Origin of the sequence: Idiomarina piscisalsi (assembly GCF_002211765.1) — a bacterium.
GTDB classification, from domain to species: domain Bacteria; phylum Pseudomonadota; class Gammaproteobacteria; order Enterobacterales; family Alteromonadaceae; genus Idiomarina; species Idiomarina piscisalsi_A.
Genome location: NZ_CP022133.1, coordinates 2,351,263 through 2,371,885, shown reverse-complemented (window position 1 = coordinate 2,371,885; position 20,623 = coordinate 2,351,263). Strand labels below are relative to the sequence as shown.

At 48.7% G+C, this 20,623-nt stretch carries 25 protein-coding genes; 6 read left to right on the top strand and 19 right to left on the bottom strand.

Features of this window, described 5'->3' with window-relative positions; genetic code table 11:
* Window positions 1–30: 30 nt before the first annotated feature.
* Complete coding sequence (locus CEW91_RS11315; protein ID WP_088769120.1) at window positions 31–1,113, top strand: polysaccharide deacetylase family protein; 1,083 nt, start codon at window positions 31–33, stop codon at window positions 1,111–1,113.
* Between the two features lie 13 nt (window positions 1,114–1,126).
* On the opposite strand, the gene CEW91_RS11310 is transcribed toward CEW91_RS11315, so the two are convergent.
* From CEW91_RS11310 to CEW91_RS11290, 6 genes are read right to left on the bottom strand one after another with little or no spacing between them, the layout of a single operon-like run.
* Window positions 1,127–1,741, bottom strand: coding sequence for an SCO family protein (locus CEW91_RS11310; RefSeq protein ID WP_088769118.1), 615 nt, complete (start codon window positions 1,739–1,741; stop codon window positions 1,127–1,129).
* Between the two features lie 8 nt (window positions 1,742–1,749).
* Window positions 1,750–2,646 carry a heme o synthase gene (cyoE, locus tag CEW91_RS11305; RefSeq protein WP_088769116.1) on the bottom strand — a complete coding sequence of 299 codons (897 nt, stop codon included), beginning with the start codon at window positions 2,644–2,646 and terminating at the stop codon, window positions 1,750–1,752.
* 12 nt (window positions 2,647–2,658) lie between these two features.
* Entirely contained in the window at window positions 2,659–3,648 is a 990-nt protein-coding gene (locus CEW91_RS11300) for a COX15/CtaA family protein (RefSeq protein ID WP_088769114.1), read from the bottom strand.
* Window positions 3,649–3,660: 12 nt separating this feature from the next.
* Window positions 3,661–3,966, bottom strand: a complete 306-nt coding sequence (locus CEW91_RS12420) for a hypothetical protein (RefSeq protein ID WP_232506971.1) — start codon at window positions 3,964–3,966, stop codon at window positions 3,661–3,663.
* On the bottom strand, window positions 3,963–4,205 hold the full coding sequence (locus CEW91_RS12415; RefSeq protein ID WP_232506970.1) for a hypothetical protein: 243 nt from the start codon (window positions 4,203–4,205) through the stop codon (window positions 3,963–3,965). Before CEW91_RS12415 ends, CEW91_RS12420 begins: the two co-directional genes overlap by 4 nt.
* Window positions 4,202–4,957, bottom strand: a complete 756-nt coding sequence (locus CEW91_RS11290) for an SURF1 family protein (RefSeq protein ID WP_088769112.1) — start codon at window positions 4,955–4,957, stop codon at window positions 4,202–4,204. Before CEW91_RS11290 ends, CEW91_RS12415 begins: the two co-directional genes overlap by 4 nt.
* Between CEW91_RS11290 and CEW91_RS11285 the strand changes: the two genes are divergently transcribed.
* On the top strand, window positions 4,935–5,150 hold the full coding sequence (locus CEW91_RS11285; RefSeq protein WP_074668897.1) for a DUF2909 domain-containing protein: 216 nt from the start codon (window positions 4,935–4,937) through the stop codon (window positions 5,148–5,150). The two genes, CEW91_RS11290 and CEW91_RS11285, sit on opposite strands and share 23 nt — an antisense overlap.
* A gap of 14 nt (window positions 5,151–5,164) precedes the next feature.
* Here CEW91_RS11285 and CEW91_RS11280 read toward each other — a convergent pair whose 3' ends face one another.
* The 6 genes from CEW91_RS11280 to lexA all read right to left on the bottom strand — a co-directional run bounded on the left by CEW91_RS11280 (window position 5,165) and on the right by lexA (window position 10,689).
* Entirely contained in the window at window positions 5,165–6,040 is an 876-nt protein-coding gene (locus CEW91_RS11280; protein ID WP_088769110.1) for a cytochrome c oxidase subunit 3, read from the bottom strand.
* 11 nt (window positions 6,041–6,051) lie between these two features.
* Window positions 6,052–6,621, bottom strand: a complete 570-nt coding sequence (locus tag CEW91_RS11275) for a cytochrome c oxidase assembly protein (RefSeq protein ID WP_088769108.1) — start codon at window positions 6,619–6,621, stop codon at window positions 6,052–6,054.
* 5 nt (window positions 6,622–6,626) lie between these two features.
* On the bottom strand, window positions 6,627–8,213 hold the full coding sequence (gene ctaD / locus CEW91_RS11270) for a cytochrome c oxidase subunit I (RefSeq protein WP_088769106.1): 1,587 nt from the start codon (window positions 8,211–8,213) through the stop codon (window positions 6,627–6,629).
* A gap of 10 nt (window positions 8,214–8,223) precedes the next feature.
* Entirely contained in the window at window positions 8,224–9,345 is a 1,122-nt protein-coding gene (gene coxB, locus CEW91_RS11265) for a cytochrome c oxidase subunit II (protein ID WP_088769104.1), read from the bottom strand.
* 298 nt (window positions 9,346–9,643) lie between these two features.
* Entirely contained in the window at window positions 9,644–10,075 is a 432-nt protein-coding gene (locus CEW91_RS11260; RefSeq protein ID WP_088769102.1) for an SOS-response cell division inhibitor, read from the bottom strand.
* A complete protein-coding gene (gene lexA, locus CEW91_RS11255) occupies window positions 10,072–10,689 on the bottom strand; it encodes a transcriptional repressor LexA (RefSeq protein ID WP_088769100.1) in 618 nt (205 codons plus the stop codon). Before lexA ends, CEW91_RS11260 begins: the two co-directional genes overlap by 4 nt.
* A 132-nt stretch (window positions 10,690–10,821) precedes the next feature.
* Here lexA and CEW91_RS12410 point away from each other — a divergent pair, with 132 nt between their 5' ends.
* Window positions 10,822–11,370 (top strand): hypothetical protein, encoded by a 549-nt coding sequence (locus CEW91_RS12410; RefSeq protein ID WP_232506969.1) that lies wholly within the window; start codon window positions 10,822–10,824, stop codon window positions 11,368–11,370.
* On the top strand, window positions 11,298–13,274 hold the full coding sequence (gene plsB / locus CEW91_RS11250; protein ID WP_232506968.1) for a glycerol-3-phosphate 1-O-acyltransferase PlsB: 1,977 nt from the start codon (window positions 11,298–11,300) through the stop codon (window positions 13,272–13,274). The genes CEW91_RS12410 and plsB overlap by 73 nt, the downstream gene beginning before the upstream one ends.
* Before the next feature lie 14 nt (window positions 13,275–13,288).
* On the opposite strand, the gene ubiA is transcribed toward plsB, so the two are convergent.
* Complete coding sequence (ubiA, locus tag CEW91_RS11245) at window positions 13,289–14,110, bottom strand: 4-hydroxybenzoate octaprenyltransferase (RefSeq protein WP_232507058.1); 822 nt, start codon at window positions 14,108–14,110, stop codon at window positions 13,289–13,291.
* A gap of 32 nt (window positions 14,111–14,142) precedes the next feature.
* Window positions 14,143–14,727: a chorismate--pyruvate lyase family protein gene (locus CEW91_RS11240; protein WP_088769096.1), complete on the bottom strand. Its 585-nt coding sequence runs from the start codon at window positions 14,725–14,727 to the stop codon at window positions 14,143–14,145.
* A 76-nt stretch (window positions 14,728–14,803) separates the two neighbouring features.
* On the opposite strand from CEW91_RS11240, the gene CEW91_RS11235 reads away from it, so the two are divergent.
* Window positions 14,804–15,202, top strand: coding sequence for a flagellar basal body-associated protein FliL (locus CEW91_RS11235; protein ID WP_088769095.1), 399 nt, complete (start codon window positions 14,804–14,806; stop codon window positions 15,200–15,202).
* Here the strand turns inward: CEW91_RS11235 and CEW91_RS11230 are convergent.
* The 4 genes from CEW91_RS11230 to CEW91_RS11215 are packed head-to-tail and all read right to left on the bottom strand — an operon-like array spanning window position 15,196 to window position 18,614.
* Window positions 15,196–16,041 carry a rhomboid family intramembrane serine protease gene (locus CEW91_RS11230; RefSeq protein WP_088769093.1) on the bottom strand — a complete coding sequence of 282 codons (846 nt, stop codon included), beginning with the start codon at window positions 16,039–16,041 and terminating at the stop codon, window positions 15,196–15,198. The genes CEW91_RS11235 and CEW91_RS11230 overlap by 7 nt on opposite strands.
* Window positions 16,042–16,044: 3 nt before the next feature.
* Complete coding sequence (gene glpE, locus CEW91_RS11225; RefSeq protein WP_088769416.1) at window positions 16,045–16,350, bottom strand: thiosulfate sulfurtransferase GlpE; 306 nt, start codon at window positions 16,348–16,350, stop codon at window positions 16,045–16,047.
* 36 nt (window positions 16,351–16,386) lie between these two features.
* The gene (gene tdh, locus CEW91_RS11220; protein WP_088769091.1) at window positions 16,387–17,412 is read right to left on the bottom strand and encodes an L-threonine 3-dehydrogenase; all 1,026 of its coding nucleotides are present in this window, start codon (window positions 17,410–17,412) and stop codon (window positions 16,387–16,389) included.
* 11 nt (window positions 17,413–17,423) lie between these two features.
* Entirely contained in the window at window positions 17,424–18,614 is a 1,191-nt protein-coding gene (locus CEW91_RS11215) for a glycine C-acetyltransferase (protein ID WP_058576628.1), read from the bottom strand.
* 157 nt (window positions 18,615–18,771) lie between these two features.
* On the opposite strand from CEW91_RS11215, the gene coaD reads away from it, so the two are divergent.
* Window positions 18,772–19,269 carry a pantetheine-phosphate adenylyltransferase gene (coaD, locus tag CEW91_RS11210; protein ID WP_088769089.1) on the top strand — a complete coding sequence of 166 codons (498 nt, stop codon included), beginning with the start codon at window positions 18,772–18,774 and terminating at the stop codon, window positions 19,267–19,269.
* Window positions 19,270–19,286: 17 nt separating this feature from the next.
* On the opposite strand, the gene CEW91_RS11205 is transcribed toward coaD, so the two are convergent.
* Window positions 19,287–20,606, bottom strand: a complete 1,320-nt coding sequence (locus tag CEW91_RS11205; RefSeq protein WP_088769087.1) for a sodium-dependent transporter — start codon at window positions 20,604–20,606, stop codon at window positions 19,287–19,289.
* Window positions 20,607–20,623 lie beyond the last annotated feature (17 nt).

Genomic DNA, 20,623 nt, shown 5'->3' with positions numbered 1-20,623 from the left:
TCAAATACTTATACTGTATCAGGAGTGACTATGAAGGTGTTGAACAAATTACTGGCGGGCAGTTGCGCTGTGTTAAGTCTGGGCTGCTCCTCTGACAGCCTCGCCGCAAACGACAGTGTGGTTGTTTTGCAGTACCACCACGTGAGTGACAGTACGCCGGCGGTTACCTCTATTCATCCTGACACGTTTAAAGAGCACCTGAACTACTTAAAAGACAATAACTTTAACGTCATTGATATTAAGCAGGCGCAAGAAGCGATTGAGGGTAACGGTGAGTTACCTGAAAAAGCGGTCGTTATTACGTTTGATGACGGCTACCAAAATGTGTATGAAAACGCGGCTGACTTGCTAGAGCAATATGAAATGCCGTATACCGTCTTTGTAAACCCGGACTTAATGGCTAAGCACCAAGGTCATTATATGGGCTGGGAGGAGCTGAAAGACATTGAAACTCGAGGAGCTCGTATTGCCAACCACGGTCAGACCCATGCTCATTTAATTCGCCGTGAGCCCGATGAAACCAAAGAGCAATGGGTGGAGCGCATGCATTATGATGTCGTCAGCGCACAAGAGGCTATCGACGAAAATTTAGGAGAGCAGCAAAAGTATTTCGCGTACCCATACGGAGAATACGACAATGAGCTCAGAACGTTGCTCGATGACTGGGGCTTTCTGGCATTTGCACAACATTCGGGGCCATGGTCAAAGTGGAGCGAAGAAACGGCGATTACTCGCTTCCCGGCATCGGGTATTTACGCCAACTTAGACACCCTAAAGACAAAGCTGCGATCCAAGGCGATGCCGGTGGTCAGTTACAAGCCTGAAGAGCCACTGTTGGATTATGAAAACCTTAAACCAATGTTGGAAGTGACTTTAACGGGTGGCGAAGCGTTAAAGGATGTGCGTACGAACCAGTTGCGTTGCTTCTCAGGAGGCCAGGTGTTAGAGCCTGAGTGGCATAGTGACACGCGATTTACCGTAGAAGTAAGGACCAACTTACCGATAGGCCGTTCGCGGGTTAACTGCACGGCGCCGAGTGCATCCGAGTCACGTTATTATTGGTATTCAATAGCGCTTATTCGCCCTGATGCACAAGGTAGCTGGCCAGACTAACAGGATCTAAACGTTAGTCAGCAATAATAGCAAAGTCGCGCTTTAACTGCTCCATGTCGACCACCGGTATTTCTCCGCGCTTGTGGTCGGCATTAAAAATGGCCTTTCGGTGTCCGTTGGGATTCACCAAAATAATGGCGGCGCTGTGATTTACCAGGTAATTTTCTTCACCTTCCTCCGGTATGGAGTACATAAGCCCTAAGTCACGCACAAACGGAAACAGCGACTTATGCTCAGCACGCACACCGACAAAGTCTTCGCCAAAATAGCCAACGTATTCTTGCAGTCGCTCTATATTGTCACGCTGAGGATCGACTGAAATCATCCATACCTTAACAGGCGCTTCTGCGGTTTTTTGCAGTTCAGGAAGGGCTTGTTTTAAGTCCGACATGGTTGTGGGGCAGATATCCGGACAGAACGTGTAGCCGGTGAATAATAACGTCCACTGACCTTTTAGTGCGTCGTTTGAAACATCACCGTCATGAGTGCTGGCTAAGGTAAAAGGCTTCAGTGCGCGAGGCGGCTCGTAAATAAGGGCTTCAGGTTTCGCCTGCGGTAAGTTGCTATACACCAGCCAGCCGGCAATTAACGCAACGACAGCAACAATAACGGTAATGAAACGACTCATAAATGATCCTATACGTAGTGATCAACCAGCAAAATAACGAACAGCAGCATCAGGTGCCAAATAGAGAAGGCAAACATGTTAAAGGCTGTTTTCTTATTCGGTGCGTATTTCAGTTTCCACGCATAAGCCAGGAATATTGCGTTCAGCGCTGTAACAGCCACCAGGTAAATCATACCGGTCATGCCAATAAGGAATGGCATAAGGCAAACCACGCCTAGCAAAATGGTATACAGGAAAATACAGGTCTTAGTGAACTCGATACCATGGGTTACAGGCAGCATAGGAATTTCTGCACGGGCGTAGTCTTTGGCGCGATGCACTGCCAATGCCCAGAAATGTGGTGGTGTCCAGGTGAAAATAATCATTACCAACAGAATAGGGAAGGCCGATATTTCATTAGTAACCGAGGTCCAACCCAACAGTGGCGGTGCGGCTCCTGCTAAGCCACCAATGACGATATTCTGCGGTGTCGCGCGCTTCAAAAACATGGTGTAAATAAAGGCGTAGCCGACCATAGACGCAAAGGTTAACCAAGCAGTTAACGGGTTCACCCAAGCGTACAAGGTGACAAAGCCGATAACACCGATAGTGGTCGCAAAGGTGATGACTTTAGCGGGTGATAAATTTCCTTGAGGTAGCGGGCGACGCAATGTTCGCGCCATTTTGGCGTCGATGTGGCGATCGACCAAGTGGTTCACCGCTGCGGCAGCAGCAGACATTAAGCCAATACCGGTTAAGGCAGGCACTAATACCGACAGCGAAACAAGCTGCTCAGTGGCTAGGCACATGCCAACAACGGCAGTGAGCAGCAATAACGCGACGACACGAGGTTTGGTTAACTCAAGGTAGTCTCGCCAATGTGCGTTGCGCGTTTTTGTTATTTGTTTTGTGGCAACGGATTGCATAACTACGACTCCTTACGCTTTTCTGGACAAGTTGTAATTCAACCCGACCAAAGACAGCAGCAATAATGCCCCGACGGCATTGTGAGCGACCGCATTCCAAAGCGGCAATTGAAAGACTACGTTACTAATACCCAACGCAATTTGCAAAACTAATAACAAGCCTATAACAGACAGCTTATTGCGGAAAAATTGAGACTTCGCCTTGCCCCAGCACTTGAACAGTAACGTACATAACACTAAGAAAGTCACAATAGCGCCAATACGGTGAATAACATGCATGGTCATGCGATCATCATAGTCGTGAGCACCAAACTGGTAGGTGTCGGCTTCTGGAATACTGAACGCACCGGCAAAGTCTAAGTTTGACGTCCAGTCGCCCTCACAAAATGGCAACTCGGTACAGGCAACAGCGGCGTAGTTGGCTGCAACCCAACCGCCCAGAGCTATTTGTCCAATAACGACTAACATCGCAAAAAATGCCAAGCCTCGGTAACGTCTTAGTTCGGGGTCTCCGCCGGCTAACCGGAAGTCGGAGAGCCTCAGTGACAGCAGGTAAAGCAGCGATATAACCGAGAATCCTCCCAGCAAATGGCCCATGACGATCAGCGGTTGCAGGTTCATGGTGACTGTCCACATACCCAGAGCGGCCTGGAATATAACCAGTCCCAGCAACAGCGTGGGTAACTTAACCGGTGGCGGGTAGTGGCTTGGCTTGCGGCTGCGTATCCAAGAGGCGATCGCAATCACCAGAATAAGAAGGCCGAGTGTGCCAGCGAAGTACCGATGAATCATTTCATTCCAAGCTTTATCCTGCTCAACAGGGGCGTCCGGAAAGCGAAGTTCGGCCTGTACAATATGCTCTTCCTGCGACGGCACTTTTAAAAAGCCATAACAACCTGGCCAATCGGGGCAGCCAAGCCCGGCTTCGGTCAGCCGGGTAAAAGCACCCAGAACAATAACTACAAAGGCAAAAAATACGCTAATTTTAACCAGAGTTCTCATCAGTAACGCTCCTTATCCAATTCGGCTCAGCTTAAGCAGCTTTCTGAGGTCGGCTAACACGTTTTTGCCCTCTTTGATCATTGCTTCTTTGTCGTTGTGTGTCGGGTAGTACAGCATAACGTTGTGCATAGGGTCGATAATAAAGAGCGTATTGGCGGGTAAGTCCTTAAGCTCACGGATAATTGCAGGCGCCGTTATCGGTGTTATTTGCGGCGCATTACGCTCATAGTCTGAAAGCTGGTCGTTATTGTTGTGAAAGGTGACCGGCGTTAAGCGATCGGTATCCTTGCCAATGGCAACGTCTACCTGGTTCATCACATAAAGGGCGTTTTTACAGGTCTGTTCGCAGTTCTCCGGGGGATATAGCCCAACTTCCAGCCCTCAGGCAGCGCATCGACTTCGGAGCTTAACGTAATCGGCGGCTGTAATAACGTGCCTTTGTTGGTGCCTGCTTCATACCAGTTCTGTGACAAAATAAGCCAGGCGGCTAAGACCGGCAACAGGAACAGTAGAAATACAGTTAATATGGCCTTTTTTGAGCGATTTGGGGAGCTCATTGGGTCTCCTCTTCTTTTTTTGATTGTTTGTTAAGTTTTATAACAGCAATTACGAAAATCACCAAGCATGCGACCGCAAGAGAGAACCATTGTGTCGCATATCCGTAATGCTTTTCTGGTTTCATGACTTGTGGTTCCCAGTCTCGTTGCCAGCCGATATCTTTTGGCGTTTCAAGCAGTAGCAGGTGAGAGCGAGGTGTCAGATTGAACTCTTTAGAAAGCGCATTTGGTGACGCTTCCTGAATACGAACGGAATCATTATTTGTAGCGTATTCGAAGGAATTCTGGGTTAGCTCGTTCTGACTGGGGAAATACACATAGGCGGTGAGTGTCAAATTGCCTTTCGGTAAATCGATCTCGGGAATATCACTCCGTAATTTGGGGGCTGGAATCCAGCCCAAATTGACCAGCTGTATGGGCAGCTGGCGGGCTTCTGGTTGGAAAAAGCCCATCACATTGTAGCCAACTGTGCTGTCCAGGATTTTATTGTCGAGCAACAAAACCGGCGTTGATTGAAACTGGCCGCTGACTGACACATAAGTAAACCGATGCTGATCTTCGTTTAAGTCCTTTATCGAGCTTAAGGGCTTCGCTTCACTGGTTTGTTGCGACTCGTAGTCGGCAAATAGCTGCTGCTTTTCTTCTGCTCTTTCCAGCTGCCAAAAGCCAAGCTTGACCAACACCCCAATTGCCAGCAAAGTAATGATTGTTGCAACAAGGGGAATTTGTATGTTGGTCGTTTTTAAGGTCATTATTGTTCTACTGCTCGTGTATATGGTGGTGAATTTGTTTCGCGCATTATTTTCGATGCTACGTAACGATCCCAACAAGCCACCAATGTCTTATTATCTGGGAAAACGAGTGGGAATAGCCGCTATTATTTTAATTGCCCTAATAGCGGCCGCTTACGGCGGCTTTTTGCCGTTAAATCCACGCCCCTATTAAACGGGGCGCTTTTCTTACAGTACGTAAACCACAACAAATAAGCATAACCAAACCACGTCAACAAAATGCCAGTACCAGCTGGTAGCCTGGAATGCGAAGTGATTGTCCGGAGTGAAGTGGCCTTTAAGGACCCGCAGGAACATAATAATGAGCATGACGGTACCTAACGTCACGTGCAAACCGTGGAAGCCGGTAAGCATGTAGAAGGTATTACCGTAAATGCCTGAGTCCAGTGTTAACCCTAGCTCTTCGTAGGCGTGTACGTATTCCGCACCTTGCAGATACAGGAAGATTAAACCAAGAATAATGGTCACTCCCAGCATAGCAGTTAGCTGCTTGCGTTTATCTTGCTCAAGCCCTGTGTGTGCAAAATGACAGGTGACCGAACTGACTAACAGTATAATAGTGTTGATAGCCGGCAAGCCGTACCAACCCATTGCCTGTGTTTCTGTGCCGCCTGGCGTGTTCACTAATGGCCAATGTGCGACAAACTCGGGCCAGAGTACTTCATTGGTCATGGCGTTGTTACTGTCGCCGCCTAACCATTGAACCGCAATAACGCGGGCATAAAACAAGGCACCAAAGAAGGCGGCGAAGAACATAACCTCAGAGAAAATAAACCAGCTCATGCCTTGTTTATAAGAAACGCCTAACTGGTCGCTGTACAAACCTTTCATGGACTCGTTAATTTGATCACGGAACCAGCCAAACAGCATAACCGCTATAACAATAAGCCCGGCAATAAGCACTGTGCTGCCGTAGCCGTCTTGTTCTTTTGACATATCAATAACAGTGTGGCCAGCGCCCCACGCAATAAGTCCCAAGCCAACAGCGCCAACGATAGGCCAGGGGCTGGAAGCAGGAACATAATAACTTTGTTGTTCTGCCATAACGTCTTTCCTTATTCTGTTTTTAATAACTGAGACAGTTGCTCAGCGGACGTATTGGCTGTCATATCGTACAGCGTGTATGACAGGGTAAAGGTTGTAATGTGGTCTGGAATGTCCGGGTCGACATAAAACTGCATCGGCATTTCCGTGTCGGAGTTAGCCGCTAGTGGCTGTTGGTTAAAGCAAAAGCATTCGACTTTGTTTAAGTACAGCGATGCCTCCGCGGGCGCGACCGAGGGTATTGCCTGAGCAACCATGTCAGATCCGGTTGGGTTCGCCGCTAAAAAGTTAACGACCTTAGTTTCCCCAGGATGTATGCGCACCTCTTTTATCGAAGGTTCGAATTTCCAGGGAATACCTTGTGCATTACGCGTCAAAAACTGAACTCGAATGGTTCGTGACTCGTCGACTTCAACCATTTCGTAGGTGGCGGCTTCGTTGCTGGTGCGACCGTTGAACCCCGTTACTTCGCAAAATACGTCGTACAACGGCACCAGGGCAAACCCAAACGCAAACATTCCAGCGACTGTCAGTAACAGTCGCTTAACCAGAATGCTGTTATTCGGACGTTCTTCAGACATAGGTCTTAATCCACTTTCGGTGGTTTTTCAAAGGTGTGATACGGAGCCGGCGATGGAACTGTCCATTCCAAACCTTCCGCACCTTCCCACGGCTTGGCTTCTGCTTTTTCGCCGCCTTTCACACATTTGATAACAACCCACAAGAAAATCAGTTGTGACAGACCGAACGCGAAACCACCGATACTGGTAATTTGGTTCACATCCGCAAACTGAGTCGCGTAGTCCGGAATACGACGTGGCATACCGGCCAGTCCCGCAAAGTGCATTGGGAAGAACAGTACGTTCACTGAAATGACCGACGCCCAGAAGTGGGTTTTCGCCAGGGTTGTGTCGTACATATGACCTGTCCACTTTGGTAACCAGTAATAAGCAGCTGCCATAATCGAGAAAATAGCGCCGGATACCAGTACATAGTGGAAGTGTGCAACCACAAAGTAGGTATCGTGATACTGGAAGTCGACCGGTGTAATTGCCAGCATTAGCCCGGAGAAGCCACCAATGGTGAACAGAATGACAAAGGCCAGCGCAAATAGCATAGGCGTTTCGAATGTCATCGAGCCTTTCCACATGGTGGCAACCCAGTTAAAGACTTTCACCCCGGTTGGCACCGCTATGAGCATGGTGCAGTACATAAAGAACAGCTCGGCGAAGACTGGCATACCGGTGGTAAACATGTGGTGAGCCCACACCAGGAATGACAGTAACGCAATGGCGGCGGTTGCATACACCATCGACGAGTAACCAAACAGCCGTTTTCGCGTAAACGCCGGAATAATGGCTGAGATAATACCAAAGGACGGTAGAATCATGATGTAGACTTCAGGATGACCGAAGAACCAGAAAATATGCTGGAACATAACCGGGTCACCACCGCCCGCGGCATCGAAGAAGCTGGTGCCAAAGTACTTATCGGTCAATACCATGGTTACTGCCCCTGCCAATACTGGCATAACAGCAATCAGCAGGAATGCGGTAATTAACCAAGTCCAGACGAACAACGGCATCTTCATGTAGTTCATGCCTGGAGCACGCATGTTCATGATGGTCACAATGACGTTAATCGCCCCCATAATGGATGAAATACCCATAATATGAACTGAGAACACGAACAGTGCGGTAGAGTCTGAACTGTAAGTGGTTGAAAGCGGTGCGTAGAATGTCCAACCGAAGGCAGGACCGCCACCTTCCATGAACAAAGAACCCAGCAGAATAATGAAAGCAAATGGAAGAATCCAGAAGCTCCAGTTATTCATGCGTGGCAATGCCATGTCCGGTGCACCAATCATCATTGGAATCATCCAGTTAGCCAAGCCGGTAAAGGCTGGCATAACGGCACCAAAGACCATGATAAGACCGTGTACCGTGGTCATTTGGTTAAAGAAGTGCGGGTCAACCAATTGTAAACCGGGTTGGAACAGCTCCGCGCGGATAACCATTGCCATGGCACCGCCAGTTAAAAACATAATAAAACTGAACCATAAATACATTGAGCCAATGTCTTTATGGTTGGTTGTAAATAGCCAACGACCAATACCAGACGGCTTATGATCGTGGTGTGCGTCGTGATGGTTTGCTTCGACTGCTGTGCTCATCACCGTCTCCTTATTGATTCATGACTTCGTTGATATCGGCTGCCTGTACCAGGTCGCCGGTGTCGTTACCCCAGGCATTACGCTCGTAGGTGATAACGGCGGCCAGCTCACGCATACTGAGCTGTTGGCCAAATGCCTGCATGGCTGTTCCAGTAACACCATTAACAACGATGTCGATGTGTTTAGCTTTGGCGTCTGGGTCGACGGATACGCCACTTCCTGCTAGTGCAGGGAATACGCCGTTGACACCTTGGCCTGTCGGTTGGTGACAAGCTGCACAGGTACTGTTATATACTTTTTCACCCAAATCCATGAGTTCGTCTTCTGACATTTCCATGGCTAAAAGCTCTTGCTCACGCTCGCGAGCGGCTTGTTGTTCGGCCTCAAGCTCTGTTATCCACTTTTCGTATTCAGCAGGCTCTTTGGCGATAACCACAACCGGCATGAAGCCGTGATCCTGACCGCAAAGCTCAGCACACTGACCACGATAGATACCAGGCTCGTCTACTTTGGTCCAAGTTTCGTTTATGAAGCCGGGGTTAGCGTCTTTCTTAACCGCAAAGTCAGGCACCCACCAACTATGAATAACGTCGTCAGAAGTTACTAAAAAACGGACTTTTTGACCCGTAGGAATAACCAAGGGGCGGTCGACTTCGAGTAAGTAGTTTTCGCTTTTGTCGAATTTATTGTCGATTTGTTCTTGCTGTGTCGCCAAACGACTGAAGAACTCAACATCATTCTCGAAATACTTGTAGTGCCATTTCCACTGAGACCCCGTTACCTGGATAGTGACATCGGCGTCTGACGTATCTTCCATGGCAATAAGAGTTGTTGTTGCCGGAATGGCCATACCCACAAGAATGAGGAGTGGAATAATGGTCCAGGCAATTTCAACTTTTACGTTCTCATGGAAATTCGCTGGTTTAGGGTTTTTCGATTTGCGATGGCGAATCATCGAAATGAACATTAAACCGAATACGACCACACCAATGGCACAACAGATATAAAATATCGTCATGTGCAGGTCATATACCCGGTTACTGACTTCGGTAACACCTTTGGTTAGGTTGAGTTGGTTTTCCGCGCTCGCAGGTAAGCTCAACATAGCCAACAGTGCCCACAGAGGCTTCATTTTCACGTGACTTCTCCTCTTATTCTTCAATGAGACCGAAAGGCTAATTCCGATCAAAATTCGAAGAACAAAGAGGTAAGCAGAAAAAGGAACAGCATCTCCCCAGAAATCACTTTCTCCACAGACTCTTTGTTATAATTATCGTTGTTATAATATTTTTATAGTCGGGTAGTACATTTATTAACTAATTTACAAAGAAAGATCCAGATCAAATCAAACAAATGGTCAATAAATGAGCTGATCTGTTAAAAAAGGCTGCCGAAGCAGCCTATCAAGGAAGAAACACACTAACGAGGATTTAGTGGAGGTGGGATGTTAGTGTGTTTTTATCAAACAGGAAGTATTGAGTGTGACTTAACTTACTGGCCATTTTGGCGCGCTGCCAGGTGCGGCTTGACACAGAGTCAAGGTAGGCAATAACCATGCTGCTGTTTCCGGCCAGCAATGCTTGCTCTAATGCCCATTCGCAACGCTCCGCAGAATGGCTGCGTAACCAACGAATTTGGTGCTCCGCAACGCCTGATTCAATAAGTTCAGTAATGACATTTTTGTCCCCACCGATAACAGTGACCCACTCACTTGGCTTTTGTTGTAAAGCATTTTGAACAGCGGGTGATAATGCGTCCGATTCTGTCGATTCCGTATGAGCTTCCGGCTCAAATTTAATATCCGTAGGTGCAGCTTTCCACAAACCAGGGTGGTGTAATTTCGTGTTTTGTTGAGTCTTCATAATGCAGCTCCGTTTCTGATAACACCAACCGCCAGACCTTCAATAGCGAATACTTGTGACGCTAAGTCAACGGTGATGGTGGAGAAATCTGGGTTTTCCGGATGTAATAAGACAGTGCGTCCTTTGCGCTCAAAGCGCTTTACTGTCACTTCGTCTTCTACCCGAGCAACAATGACTTGGCCGTTTCTCGCTTGCTCCGTTTTATGCACAGCGAGTAGATCGCCGTCGAGAATGCCGATGTCTCTCATGCTCATGCCGTTTACTTTTAGTAAAAAGCTGGCGGCAGGCTGGAATAATGATTCGTCGACTTTGTAATGCCCTTCAACATGCTGTTCAGCCAGCAATGGCTCACCAGCAGCGACCTGACCAATCAGTGGCAGCCCTTCAGCGATATCAAAGTCGTCACCAACTAACCGAATACCACGCGACATGCCCGGCATAATTTCGATAACACCTTTACGCGCCAATGCCTTTAAATGCTCTTCTGCAGCGTTAGCAGAACGAAAGCCAAGCTTCGACGCGATTTCCGCGCGCGTTGGTGGCATACCGGTCGCGTGCAGGTTGTCTTTAATCAGCTCTAATATTTCAGACTGTCTCGGTGTTAAAGGGCGCATATTCGAACCTGTGTTTATGTACAGTGATACTGTGAGTATATACAGGTATTTTCATTTCGCAAGTCATTTCATCAACGACTTTTATTTTTTAAGTTGGTATCCTATAGCTCTGTTTAAAACAGAGGTCGATGTATGAGCAAAAAAAGCCCTTTTTATGCGGTGTTGAAGTATCCATTACGCTGGCTAACACGGTTCGAAGAAATTTGGGACGGCGATGAAACCGATCACAACAGCACGGTACAAAAGCCGGTGGCTTACGTTATGCGCTCGACATCTTCAGCGGATCTTTCCATATTGCAGCGTGCGGCGAAAAAGCGCGGCCTGCCTGATCCGCTCGAGCCACTTGAAGTGAATGGCAAGGAATACAGTCGGGTCATGTACCTGGAAGAGTTTGCCAATGAAACTTCTGAAGAGGCAGTGAAGGAATTTCATCAATTACTAAAGCTACATAAAGACGATACTAAGCTCGATTTGCAGCTGATACCTGCCGGTGTGTTCTGGGGACGTCAGGCGGGTCAGGAAGCGACAGCCGGTAAAGCCATGACAGGCGATCTCGACAATCCGGGGCGCTTCGTAAATTCTGGTTGGTACTCTTCTCAGGTCGTCATGTGTTACTGCGTTTATCACGTAGTGTCAGTCTTGGAAAAATGGCGCATGACTACGGCGCTGATATGCGCATAGCCCATAAATTGGCGCGTGTTGCCCGCGTTCACTTTGTTCGTATGCGCCATGCGGTTGCCGGACCGAAGTTGAGTCATCGCAAAGAGCTCATGGCGCAGTTAATTAACACACCAGCGCTTAAAAAGGCCGTGGCAGACGAAGCGAAAGGTAAGAAAATCAGTGAAGAAGAGGCTCGCAAGAAAGCACTTTCTTACATCGATGAAATTGCCGCAAATTACAGCTCAACGCTGGTACGTCTGCTGGACCGTTTTATGACCTGGATGTGGAATCGCATTTATAACGGGATCCATGTAAAAGGAGGGGAGCGCATACGTCGTTTGGCCCAACAAGGGCACGAAATTATTTATGTGCCGTGCCACCGTAGTCACATGGACTACTTACTACTGAGTTATGTCATTTATAAAGAAGGCCTGGTACCACCGCACATCGCCGCCGGTGTTAATCTGAATTTCTTCCCGGTTGGCGGTATCTTCCGCCGTGGTGGTGCATTCTTTATACGCCGCAGCTTCCGCGGCAACAAGCTTTATTCTGCCGTATTCCGTGAGTACTTGTGCTGGCTATTCCAAAAAGGTTACCCCGTCGAATACTTTAGCGAAGGTGGACGCTCACGAACAGGCCGCTTACTGCCACCGAAAACCGGCATGCTGGCGATGACTGTGCAAGGAATGCTGCGCGACCAGCAACGTCCGGTATCGCTAGTCCCAGTTTACCTGGGCTATGAACACATTATGGAAGTCGCTACTTACCTGAAAGAGCTCAAAGGTAAGGACAAAGAAAAGGAATCGGTTTTCCAAATTCTGAAAACGATTACCAAGCTACGTAATTTCGGTCAGGGCTTTGTCACCTTTGGCCAGCCTATCGACTTGAAGCACACGCTCGATTGCAACGCGCCGGACTGGCATAAGTCAGTGACCCGGGGTGCCGAGGAACCATTAAGACCGAACTGGTTAACGCCGGTGGTCAATGGGTTGGCCGAACGTGTGATGCAGGGGATTAATGATTCGGCAGCGGCAAACAGCGTGAACCTAACCGCTTTGGCATTACTCAGCTCCGAACACCATGCCTTGACCAAAGAAGAGCTTTTAGCGCAGTTGGATGTTTATTTGGGCGTGTTGAAAGAAGTGCCGTACAGTAAAGACATCAGTGTGCCTAAAGAGACGTCGGAAGAGTTATGGCAACAGGCCTTGCGCACCGACAAATTTAAAGTTGAATCGGACACTATGGGCGAAGTTATTTCGCTTGAACGTATGTCGGCTATAGCCATGACGTACTATCGTAACAACATACTGCACATGATGGTGGTGCCAGGCATGGTTGCCTCTATTATTATGGCGAAAAAGCGTGTGTCCGTTGGTGAAATCGTTGAGCGAACGCAAGCTATTTACCCTATGTTGAAAGCAGAGCTTTACTTGAGCCATTCAAAGGATGATATTCCGTTATGGGTGGAAGCGCTATGTGAAGAGCTAGCTCGTCAGCAGTTAATCACCCGTGACGGCAGCGACTGCGTCATTGCAAAGCGCGAAAGCGCCGAATGGTACCGCCTGCGTCTGCTGGCGAACAGTGCCAGTGAAACTCTGCAGCGTTACTGTATTGTGCTAGAACTTCTACAACAGGCACAACCAATAATGCGAGCAGAGCTTGAGAAACAGTCCATTACGCTGGCAGAGCGACTGAGCGCCATTCATGGCATCGACGCGCCGGAATTTTATGATAAGAAAGTCATGGCGACACTCATTGCCAGCTTGAAGCAGCAGGGACTTGTTGAGATCGACGACGATGGTCAACAAATTGCTGCAGAGCCCGTTGGCGCGCTAAGCGACCAAGTCGATGAACTGATTGACGGACCTGTTCTGCAAACCATCAGGCAATCGGTGCAGCAGTTCGTCAATCAGCCGAGTGAATAGCGTTTCGTTTAAACTTAGTACCAGTAATGTAATGCCAGGCCTATAGCGAAAACCATACCGACGTAATGGTTGTGCAAAAAGGCCTGGAAGCATTTCATTGGTTCGCGGTGGCGTATCATCCACTGCTGATACATAAACAATAGGACACTTACGCCAAGCGCTGCCCAGGCTATCCAGTCAGCGGTCAGTATATAAAGCACCCATGCCAATAAACCAATGACCACCAACTGCAGTAAAGCAATAATCAACTTGTCGAAGCGGCCAAATAAAATAGCCGTACTTTGCAGACCAATTTTCAAGTCGTCTTCCCGGTCGGCCATGGCGTATTCGGTGTCGTAAGCGACGGTCCAAACAATATTGGCAATAAACAGCAGTGCGGCGATAAACCATTCGTTCGATTCAAGCGCCGTAAATGCCATGAGTATGCCGAAACTAAAAGCAACGCCTAACACCACCTGCGGCAAATGCGTCCAGCGTTTGCAGAACGGGTATAACGCTGCAACGCCGGCCGCGAGGAAACTCAGCATAACGGTATTGGTGTTGAGCTGAAGCACCAACCCAAAAGCGATAGCGAGCAAAATAAAGAAGCCAATAATCGCTTCCGTTGCGGATATTTTCCCCGCCGGAATGGGGCGCTGTTTAGTTCGTCTGACATGACCGTCGAAGTTACGATCAGCAAAGTCATTGATTACGCAGCCGGCGGAACGCATAACAAAGGTACCCAGCAGAAATATCACCACAATTTTCAATGGCGGATTACCGGTTCCGGCAATAAGCAAAGCCCATATTGTTGGCCACGCCAACAAATAAGTTCCGATAGGGCGGTCAGCCCGCATTAACTGCCAAAATGCCTGAAGTTTTTGTGCTATCACTTTGTTACCTCTAGCGACCCTTCATAAATGGGTGACGACGTTAAAAATATCTCGCTGACTAACAGTTGCTCCCCTGCGGTCGAGAATATTCGGCGGCGACCTAATAAGGGTTTCGAATGGTTAAACCACTGCTGGTTCAGTTTGCCGATAACATGGGATTCCGTCACAGTCGCTATTTCAATCGGTCCTGAGGTTAAGTCGTCTCGTTGAAATAACGAGTCGCCCAGTGAACGGTTACCCAGTTCTGAAAGTTGCAACTGCTCGTTGTTTTCAGCGCTTTTTGCGAAAATACTGCGAGCAAATACCCAGGGTTTATTGTCACAGTATAGCAGCACCTCGCGCACCACTGCCGGCTGACTCTGCTTTAAGCGACGGCGCTCTTCATCATGCAGTAGCATTTCCTGTTGCCCTAATAAACGAACCTCGAAATGCTCGCAATTATTCTTCAGGCGCTGAGTTAACGAGCCCTCGAAGCACAGCCAGTCATGCTGTGTTGGGGTGAGTTCGACCTTGTCAGGAGACTGCCATTTAAGCGGTTCACTGACAGGAAATGTTGGTGCTGGGTATAACTCTGTTGTCATTTGTATTGGCGTTATCAAGCTCTATCGCTATGATAGCAAAGAGGAAACAATTGAACAGCGAAAGCTGGGTGGCTATATGAAACTGATTCGGACGTTAGGTTTAATTTTAACAATGTGCTTGCTGAGTACCGGCGCAAATGCTCAAAGTGACGTTGCGTACTACGGCTTTGAACCTGACATAACAACCAATTATTTAAAAGAAGGTAATGATTACCGCCTTGGCTTTGTGCGGGTGGCTGTGGAAGTCATGGTTCCCGACCCAAGTTATGTGAGTGTGGTGGAGCATCATGCGCCGCTGTTAAGAAACGAATTTATCAGTATTTTGAGCACAGCAACAGAACGGCAGGTGCGCACCATGACCGGGCGCGACCAACTGCGACTCAAATGCCTTGAGCGCGCCAAAGAGCTGATGACTCAGGAAACCGGTAACCCGGTCATTAAAGAAGTCATTTTCACTAAGTATATTTATCAGTAACGAATTTTAGGTGTGGGATTCAGCGCCCGCACCACAAAACCCGCTAAACAACCTGACAGCAGTCCGGCTAAATGCGCTTCGTTAGCCACATTGACCCAAAGCACACCGGTATAACCCAGTGCCAGCCAAAGCAGCATAAAGACAATGAGCCCCGGCGGCAGATACAGTGGTGTCGCCCGGCGGAAGCTATACACCCAACAGAAGCCAAGCAAACCATAAACCACACCCGACATACCGCCAAAGTTTGGACCGTTCATGAGGTACTGAATAACATTCGCGGTAATACCGGAGAATAAGAACAATGCCAGCAGCCAAGACGTGCCGAGCGTCTTTTCAATACGACCGCCCAGGTACCACCACCAAAAAATATTGAACACAATATGAAGCAGTGTGAAATGCATAAAGACCGGGGTGACAAAGCGCCAGGGCTGGTCAAAGGGCAGAGCGTTAAAAAACCGGCTAATTTTTAAAGTTTCGAGCGTTGTTTCCGGCCACATATTTAAAACAATGAAAATCAACACCGACAGCGCAGCAACAACGCGGGTTAGCCAGCCGCTTTGTGCCAGTAACGACAAAGAAATAGGCGCTGAGCGACGAGAAAAGCGAGAGGTGCTTTGTGCCGATGACGGCTGTTGTGTTGGAGCCTGGTCCAGTAACTCCGGGTTTGCCTTACATTGTTGAACTAAGTCCTTGGCGAGCGCCTCGTAGCTGCTTTGGTGCAACCACAGCTCCAGCTGCTCGCCTTTTTCCGTGACACTCACCGGTATGCCGTGCTGACGCAGATATTGGTAAAGCTTTCGCATCCATTCCGGGTCTTTACTGCTCAGCAATCGGCGCATGGTTTATTCCTTGTTAACGTGCTCGGGGTAAGACATGGACCAGGCGGTGAAGCCGCCGTTCATACTACTGACATTATTAAAGCCTTGGGCCGCAATATATTCTGCGGCGCCCTGACTACTAATGCCGTGATAGCAAACCACGATGATGGGTGCGTCTTTGTCGACAGACTCCAAAAACACACCCAAATTACTGTTGTCGATGCGCTGCGCACCCGGAATGTGGCCCATAGCAAAAGATTGAGGGTCGCGAATGTCGGCAAACACCGCGTCACCGGCTTGCCAGTGATCTGCCGCGGTGTTTAACTCCATCAATTCGTAGGTGCGTTCGTTTGAACTCATAGACGTTTAGTCCCAGTTCAGAATGACTTTACCCGACTGACCTGAAATCATGGTTTCAAAGCCCTCTTCGAAGTCGTCGACTGACATTTCATGAGTCAGGATAGGCGAAATGTCTAAACCCGACTGTAACAAGCTGGCCATTTTGTACCAGGTTTCGAACATTTCACGACCGTAAATGCCTTTAATGACCAGACCTTTGAAAATGACTTCGTTCCAGTCGATGGCGACATTCTCCGGTGGAATGCCTAACATGGCAATCTTGCCGCCGTGATTCATGGTCGCCAGCATTTGCGAAAATGCAGAAGGGACGCCCGACATTTCCAGACCAACGTCAAAACCTTCTTTCATGCCCAACTCTGTCATGACGTCAGACAGTTTTTCTTTGCTGACATCGACTGCACGGGTGACACCCATTTTACGAGCCAAGTCCAGGCGGTATTCGTTTACGTCAGTAATAACCACATGGCGCGCGCCAACGTGACGAGCAACCGCTGCCGCCATAATGCCAATAGGGCCGGCGCCAGTAATTAAAACGTCTTCACCGACTAAGTCGAATGCCAGTGCTGTGTGTACGGCATTACCGAATGGGTCAAAAATAGACGCCATTTCATCGGTCACGTCGTCCGGCAGTTTAAACGCGTTCTCAGCTGGCAACGCTAAATACTCAGCAAACGCACCCGGGCGGTTAACGCCAACGCCATAGGTGTTGCGACATAAATGACGACGACCGGCACGGCAGTTACGGCAGTGGCCGCAAGTAATATGGCCTTCGCCAGAAACGCGGTCACCAATCTCAAAACCACGTACGCCTTCACCCATGGCAGCGACTTCGCCCACGTATTCGTGACCGACCACCATAGGTACTGGAATGGTTTTTTGTGACCAGTCGTCCCATTTGTAAATGTGTACGTCGGTACCGCAAATTGCCGTTTTCTTAATTTTAATCAGAATATCGTTATAGCCGCATTCAGGCTTCTCGACATCGGTCATCCAAATGCCGGGTTTGGAATGCAGTTTCGCCAAAGCTTTCATTTCAATACTCCTTAAATCACACCCAGCTCTTTACCAATGCGGGTAAAGGCTTCAATGGTGCGATCCAATTGTTCGCGTGTGTGAGCCGCCGACATTTGCGTGCGGATACGAGCTTTGCCTTTAGGAACGACAGGGAAGGAGAATCCGATCACGTAGATATCTTCTTCCAGTAGTTTGTCTGCCATTTCCGATGCTAAGCGCGCGTCGCCAACCATCACTGGAATAATGGCGTGATCCGCACCGCTCAGGGTAAAGCCGGCCGCGGTCATTTTCTCACGGAAGTACTGGGCGTTTTCCCACAACTGAGCGCGCAGTTCATGGCCATTTTCCAGCATTTCCAGTACGCGAATAGACGCCTGAACAATGGCTGGTGCTACCGAGTTAGAGAACAGGTATGGGCGTGAACGCTGACGTAACCAATCAATCACTTCTTTCTTGCCCGAAGTGTAGCCACCAGATGCACCGCCTAATGCTTTACCTAAGGTGCCGGTGATAATATCGACACGGCCCAATACGTCACAGTATTCGTGTGTACCTTTACCATTCTCGCCTAAGAAGCCAGTGGCGTGGCAGTCGTCCATCATAACCAAGGCGTTGTACTTGTCAGCCAGGTCACAAATGCCTTTTAAATCTGCAATAACACCGTCCATAGAGAACACGCCGTCGGTCGCAATCAGCTTATGACGGGCGCCGTCAGCGTCAGCCTGCTTAAGCTGTGCTTCTAAGTCTTCAAGGTTGTTGTTTTTGTAACGGTAGCGTTTTGCCTTGCTTAAACGGATGCCGTCGATAATACTGGCGTGGTTCAGCTCGTCACTGATAATGGCGTCTTCCGGGCCCATTAGTGTTTCGAACAAGCCGCCGTTCGCATCAAAGCACGACGAATATAAAATGGTGTCTTCGGTGCCTAAAAAGTCACTCAGCTTTTGTTCCAGCGTTTTGTGAATGTCCTGCGTACCGCAAATAAAACGGACTGAAGCCGTACCAAAACCATGCTCGTCCAGACCTTTTTTGGCTGCGGCAATAAGGTCAGGGTGGTTCGCCAGACCTAAGTAGTTATTGGCGCAGAAGTTAAGCACACGGTGGTCATTAACAGTAATTTCAGAACTTTGATCAGAGGTAATGATACGCTCTTTTTTGTATAACCCTTCGGCTTTGGTTTCAGCCAGTTGATCGGCCAGTTGCTGGTAAAACGCTGAACTCATGTTCGACTCCATGTTTTGAAAAATTCGTTACCCTCTAGTTTACTGATGTTAGCCCCAACTCGCATCCTTAATTTCAATTTCGGACTTTTGTTTGGTGTCCAATTGCGTGTACTCTTTAGGGAAATTTGAGCGAGAATTTGTCGGTTTAGGAGAGTTTATGCATCGCCGAGCGATTTACCCAGGCACGTTTGACCCTATTACCAATGGGCATGCAGACCTTATTGAGCGTGCTGCGGCGCTGTTCAATGAAGTGGTCGTTGGTATAGCAGAAAGCCCCAGTAAAAAGCCATTATTCACGTTAGAAGAGCGGGTGTTACTCGCTCAGCAGGTGACCGAAAAGCTCGATAACGTCACCGTAGTCGGCTTTTCGGGTCTGTTGGTGGACTTTGCTCACGAATACGATGCAACGGTGCTTATTCGCGGGCTGCGTGCGGTGTCCGACTTTGAGTATGAATTCCAGCTGGCCAACATGAACCGCCGCCTGGATCCGAATTTAGAAAGCGTCTTTCTAACGCCAGCCGAAGAAAACTCGTTCATTTCGTCGTCGCTGGTGAAGGAAGTGGCGCTGCACGGCGGAGATGTATCTGGCTTTACCGACGCACGAGTGGCGTCGGCCTTAGAGCAGAAATTTGCGGGGAAACGTCCGGGTCAGTAATACCTGACCCGAAACAACTAACTTAACGCTACGTGGTAAAACACGATACTCATGAGCACCGGGCATAAGTAACGAATGTGCCAGCGCAATAATGTCAGCCCGAAACTGCCCGCAGCAATGGCTTTTAGATGATTGCTGCGGCGCCATAACCAACCCACTACCAGTAAGTAGAATAAGCCTGACAGTGGTAACTGGAACTGTGTGACGGCGGTGACAACCCAACCAAACAGTGGCTCGAAGAATAAAATTAATAAGAGTGAGAACACACCAATCAGCACCAGCGATGCCGCAGTAGCAACCGGACGGCTTAACTTGCGCTCCTCAATGCAGTACGACACCGGGACTTCTGCCTGAGCAATGGTCGATGTTAGTGCGGCAATACTCAGCAGACTAAAGAAGGCAAAAGCGACAAAGGGACCGGCAACGCCCATGCTGTTGAAAAGCTCTGGTAGTACTGCAAATATGAGTTGTCCTTCGCCGACCAACTCGGTCCCTTCACCAACGGAAACGCCTAAATGAATACCTGCGTAAAGTGCCGGAATAATCAGTAAGCCAGCTAAAAACGCGATGAACGTATCGAGTGCCGCAACTGACAGGCTCAAACGGCCCAAGTTTGCGCCGGGCTTTAAGTATGATCCGTAAATCATCATGCCGCCCAGACCAATCGACAGCGAGAAGAACGCCTGCCCCATAGCTGCAACCAGAATGCTGGTGTTGGTTATTTGCGTGAAGTCTGGCACTAAATAACGCTCTAAGCCGACGCTGGCACCGGGCAGAGTCATCATGTAAATAATCAGGCCGACAAGCAGAATCACTAATGTTGGCATTAAACGCTTGGACCAACGCTCAATGCCTTTTTCCACGCCCTGGAAGACGACTAACGCAGTGGCGGTTAAAAACAGCCCCGTGAAGATTAAGTCGCGAGGCATGGAGCTGTTCAGTAAGAATGCGGACACGGATGCTAAGCCAACGCCTTTAGCCAAGAAACCAAGGGCGTGAACCACCATCCAACCGGCGACGACGTGATAAAAGCTCAGCATTAAGCACGAGCCCAGTACGTTCAAATAGCCCATTAGCTTGCCGACAGGACGAGCCTTTCCTCCGGAAAGCTGAGTCAGTGACTTAACCGGGTTAGCTTGTGCACTGTGACCTATGAGCAGCTCGCTATAAAGGGCAGGAATAGCCAGAATAAAAATAACGCACAGGTACACGAGTAAAAAAGCGCCACCACCATGGTTGGCGACTTGCGTCGGAAAGCCCCAAATGTTGCCGAGTCCGACGGCGGAACCTGCGGCCGCTAAAATAAAGCCAATGCGGCTATGAAATGAATCACGCATAAATGTCCAAAAAGCTT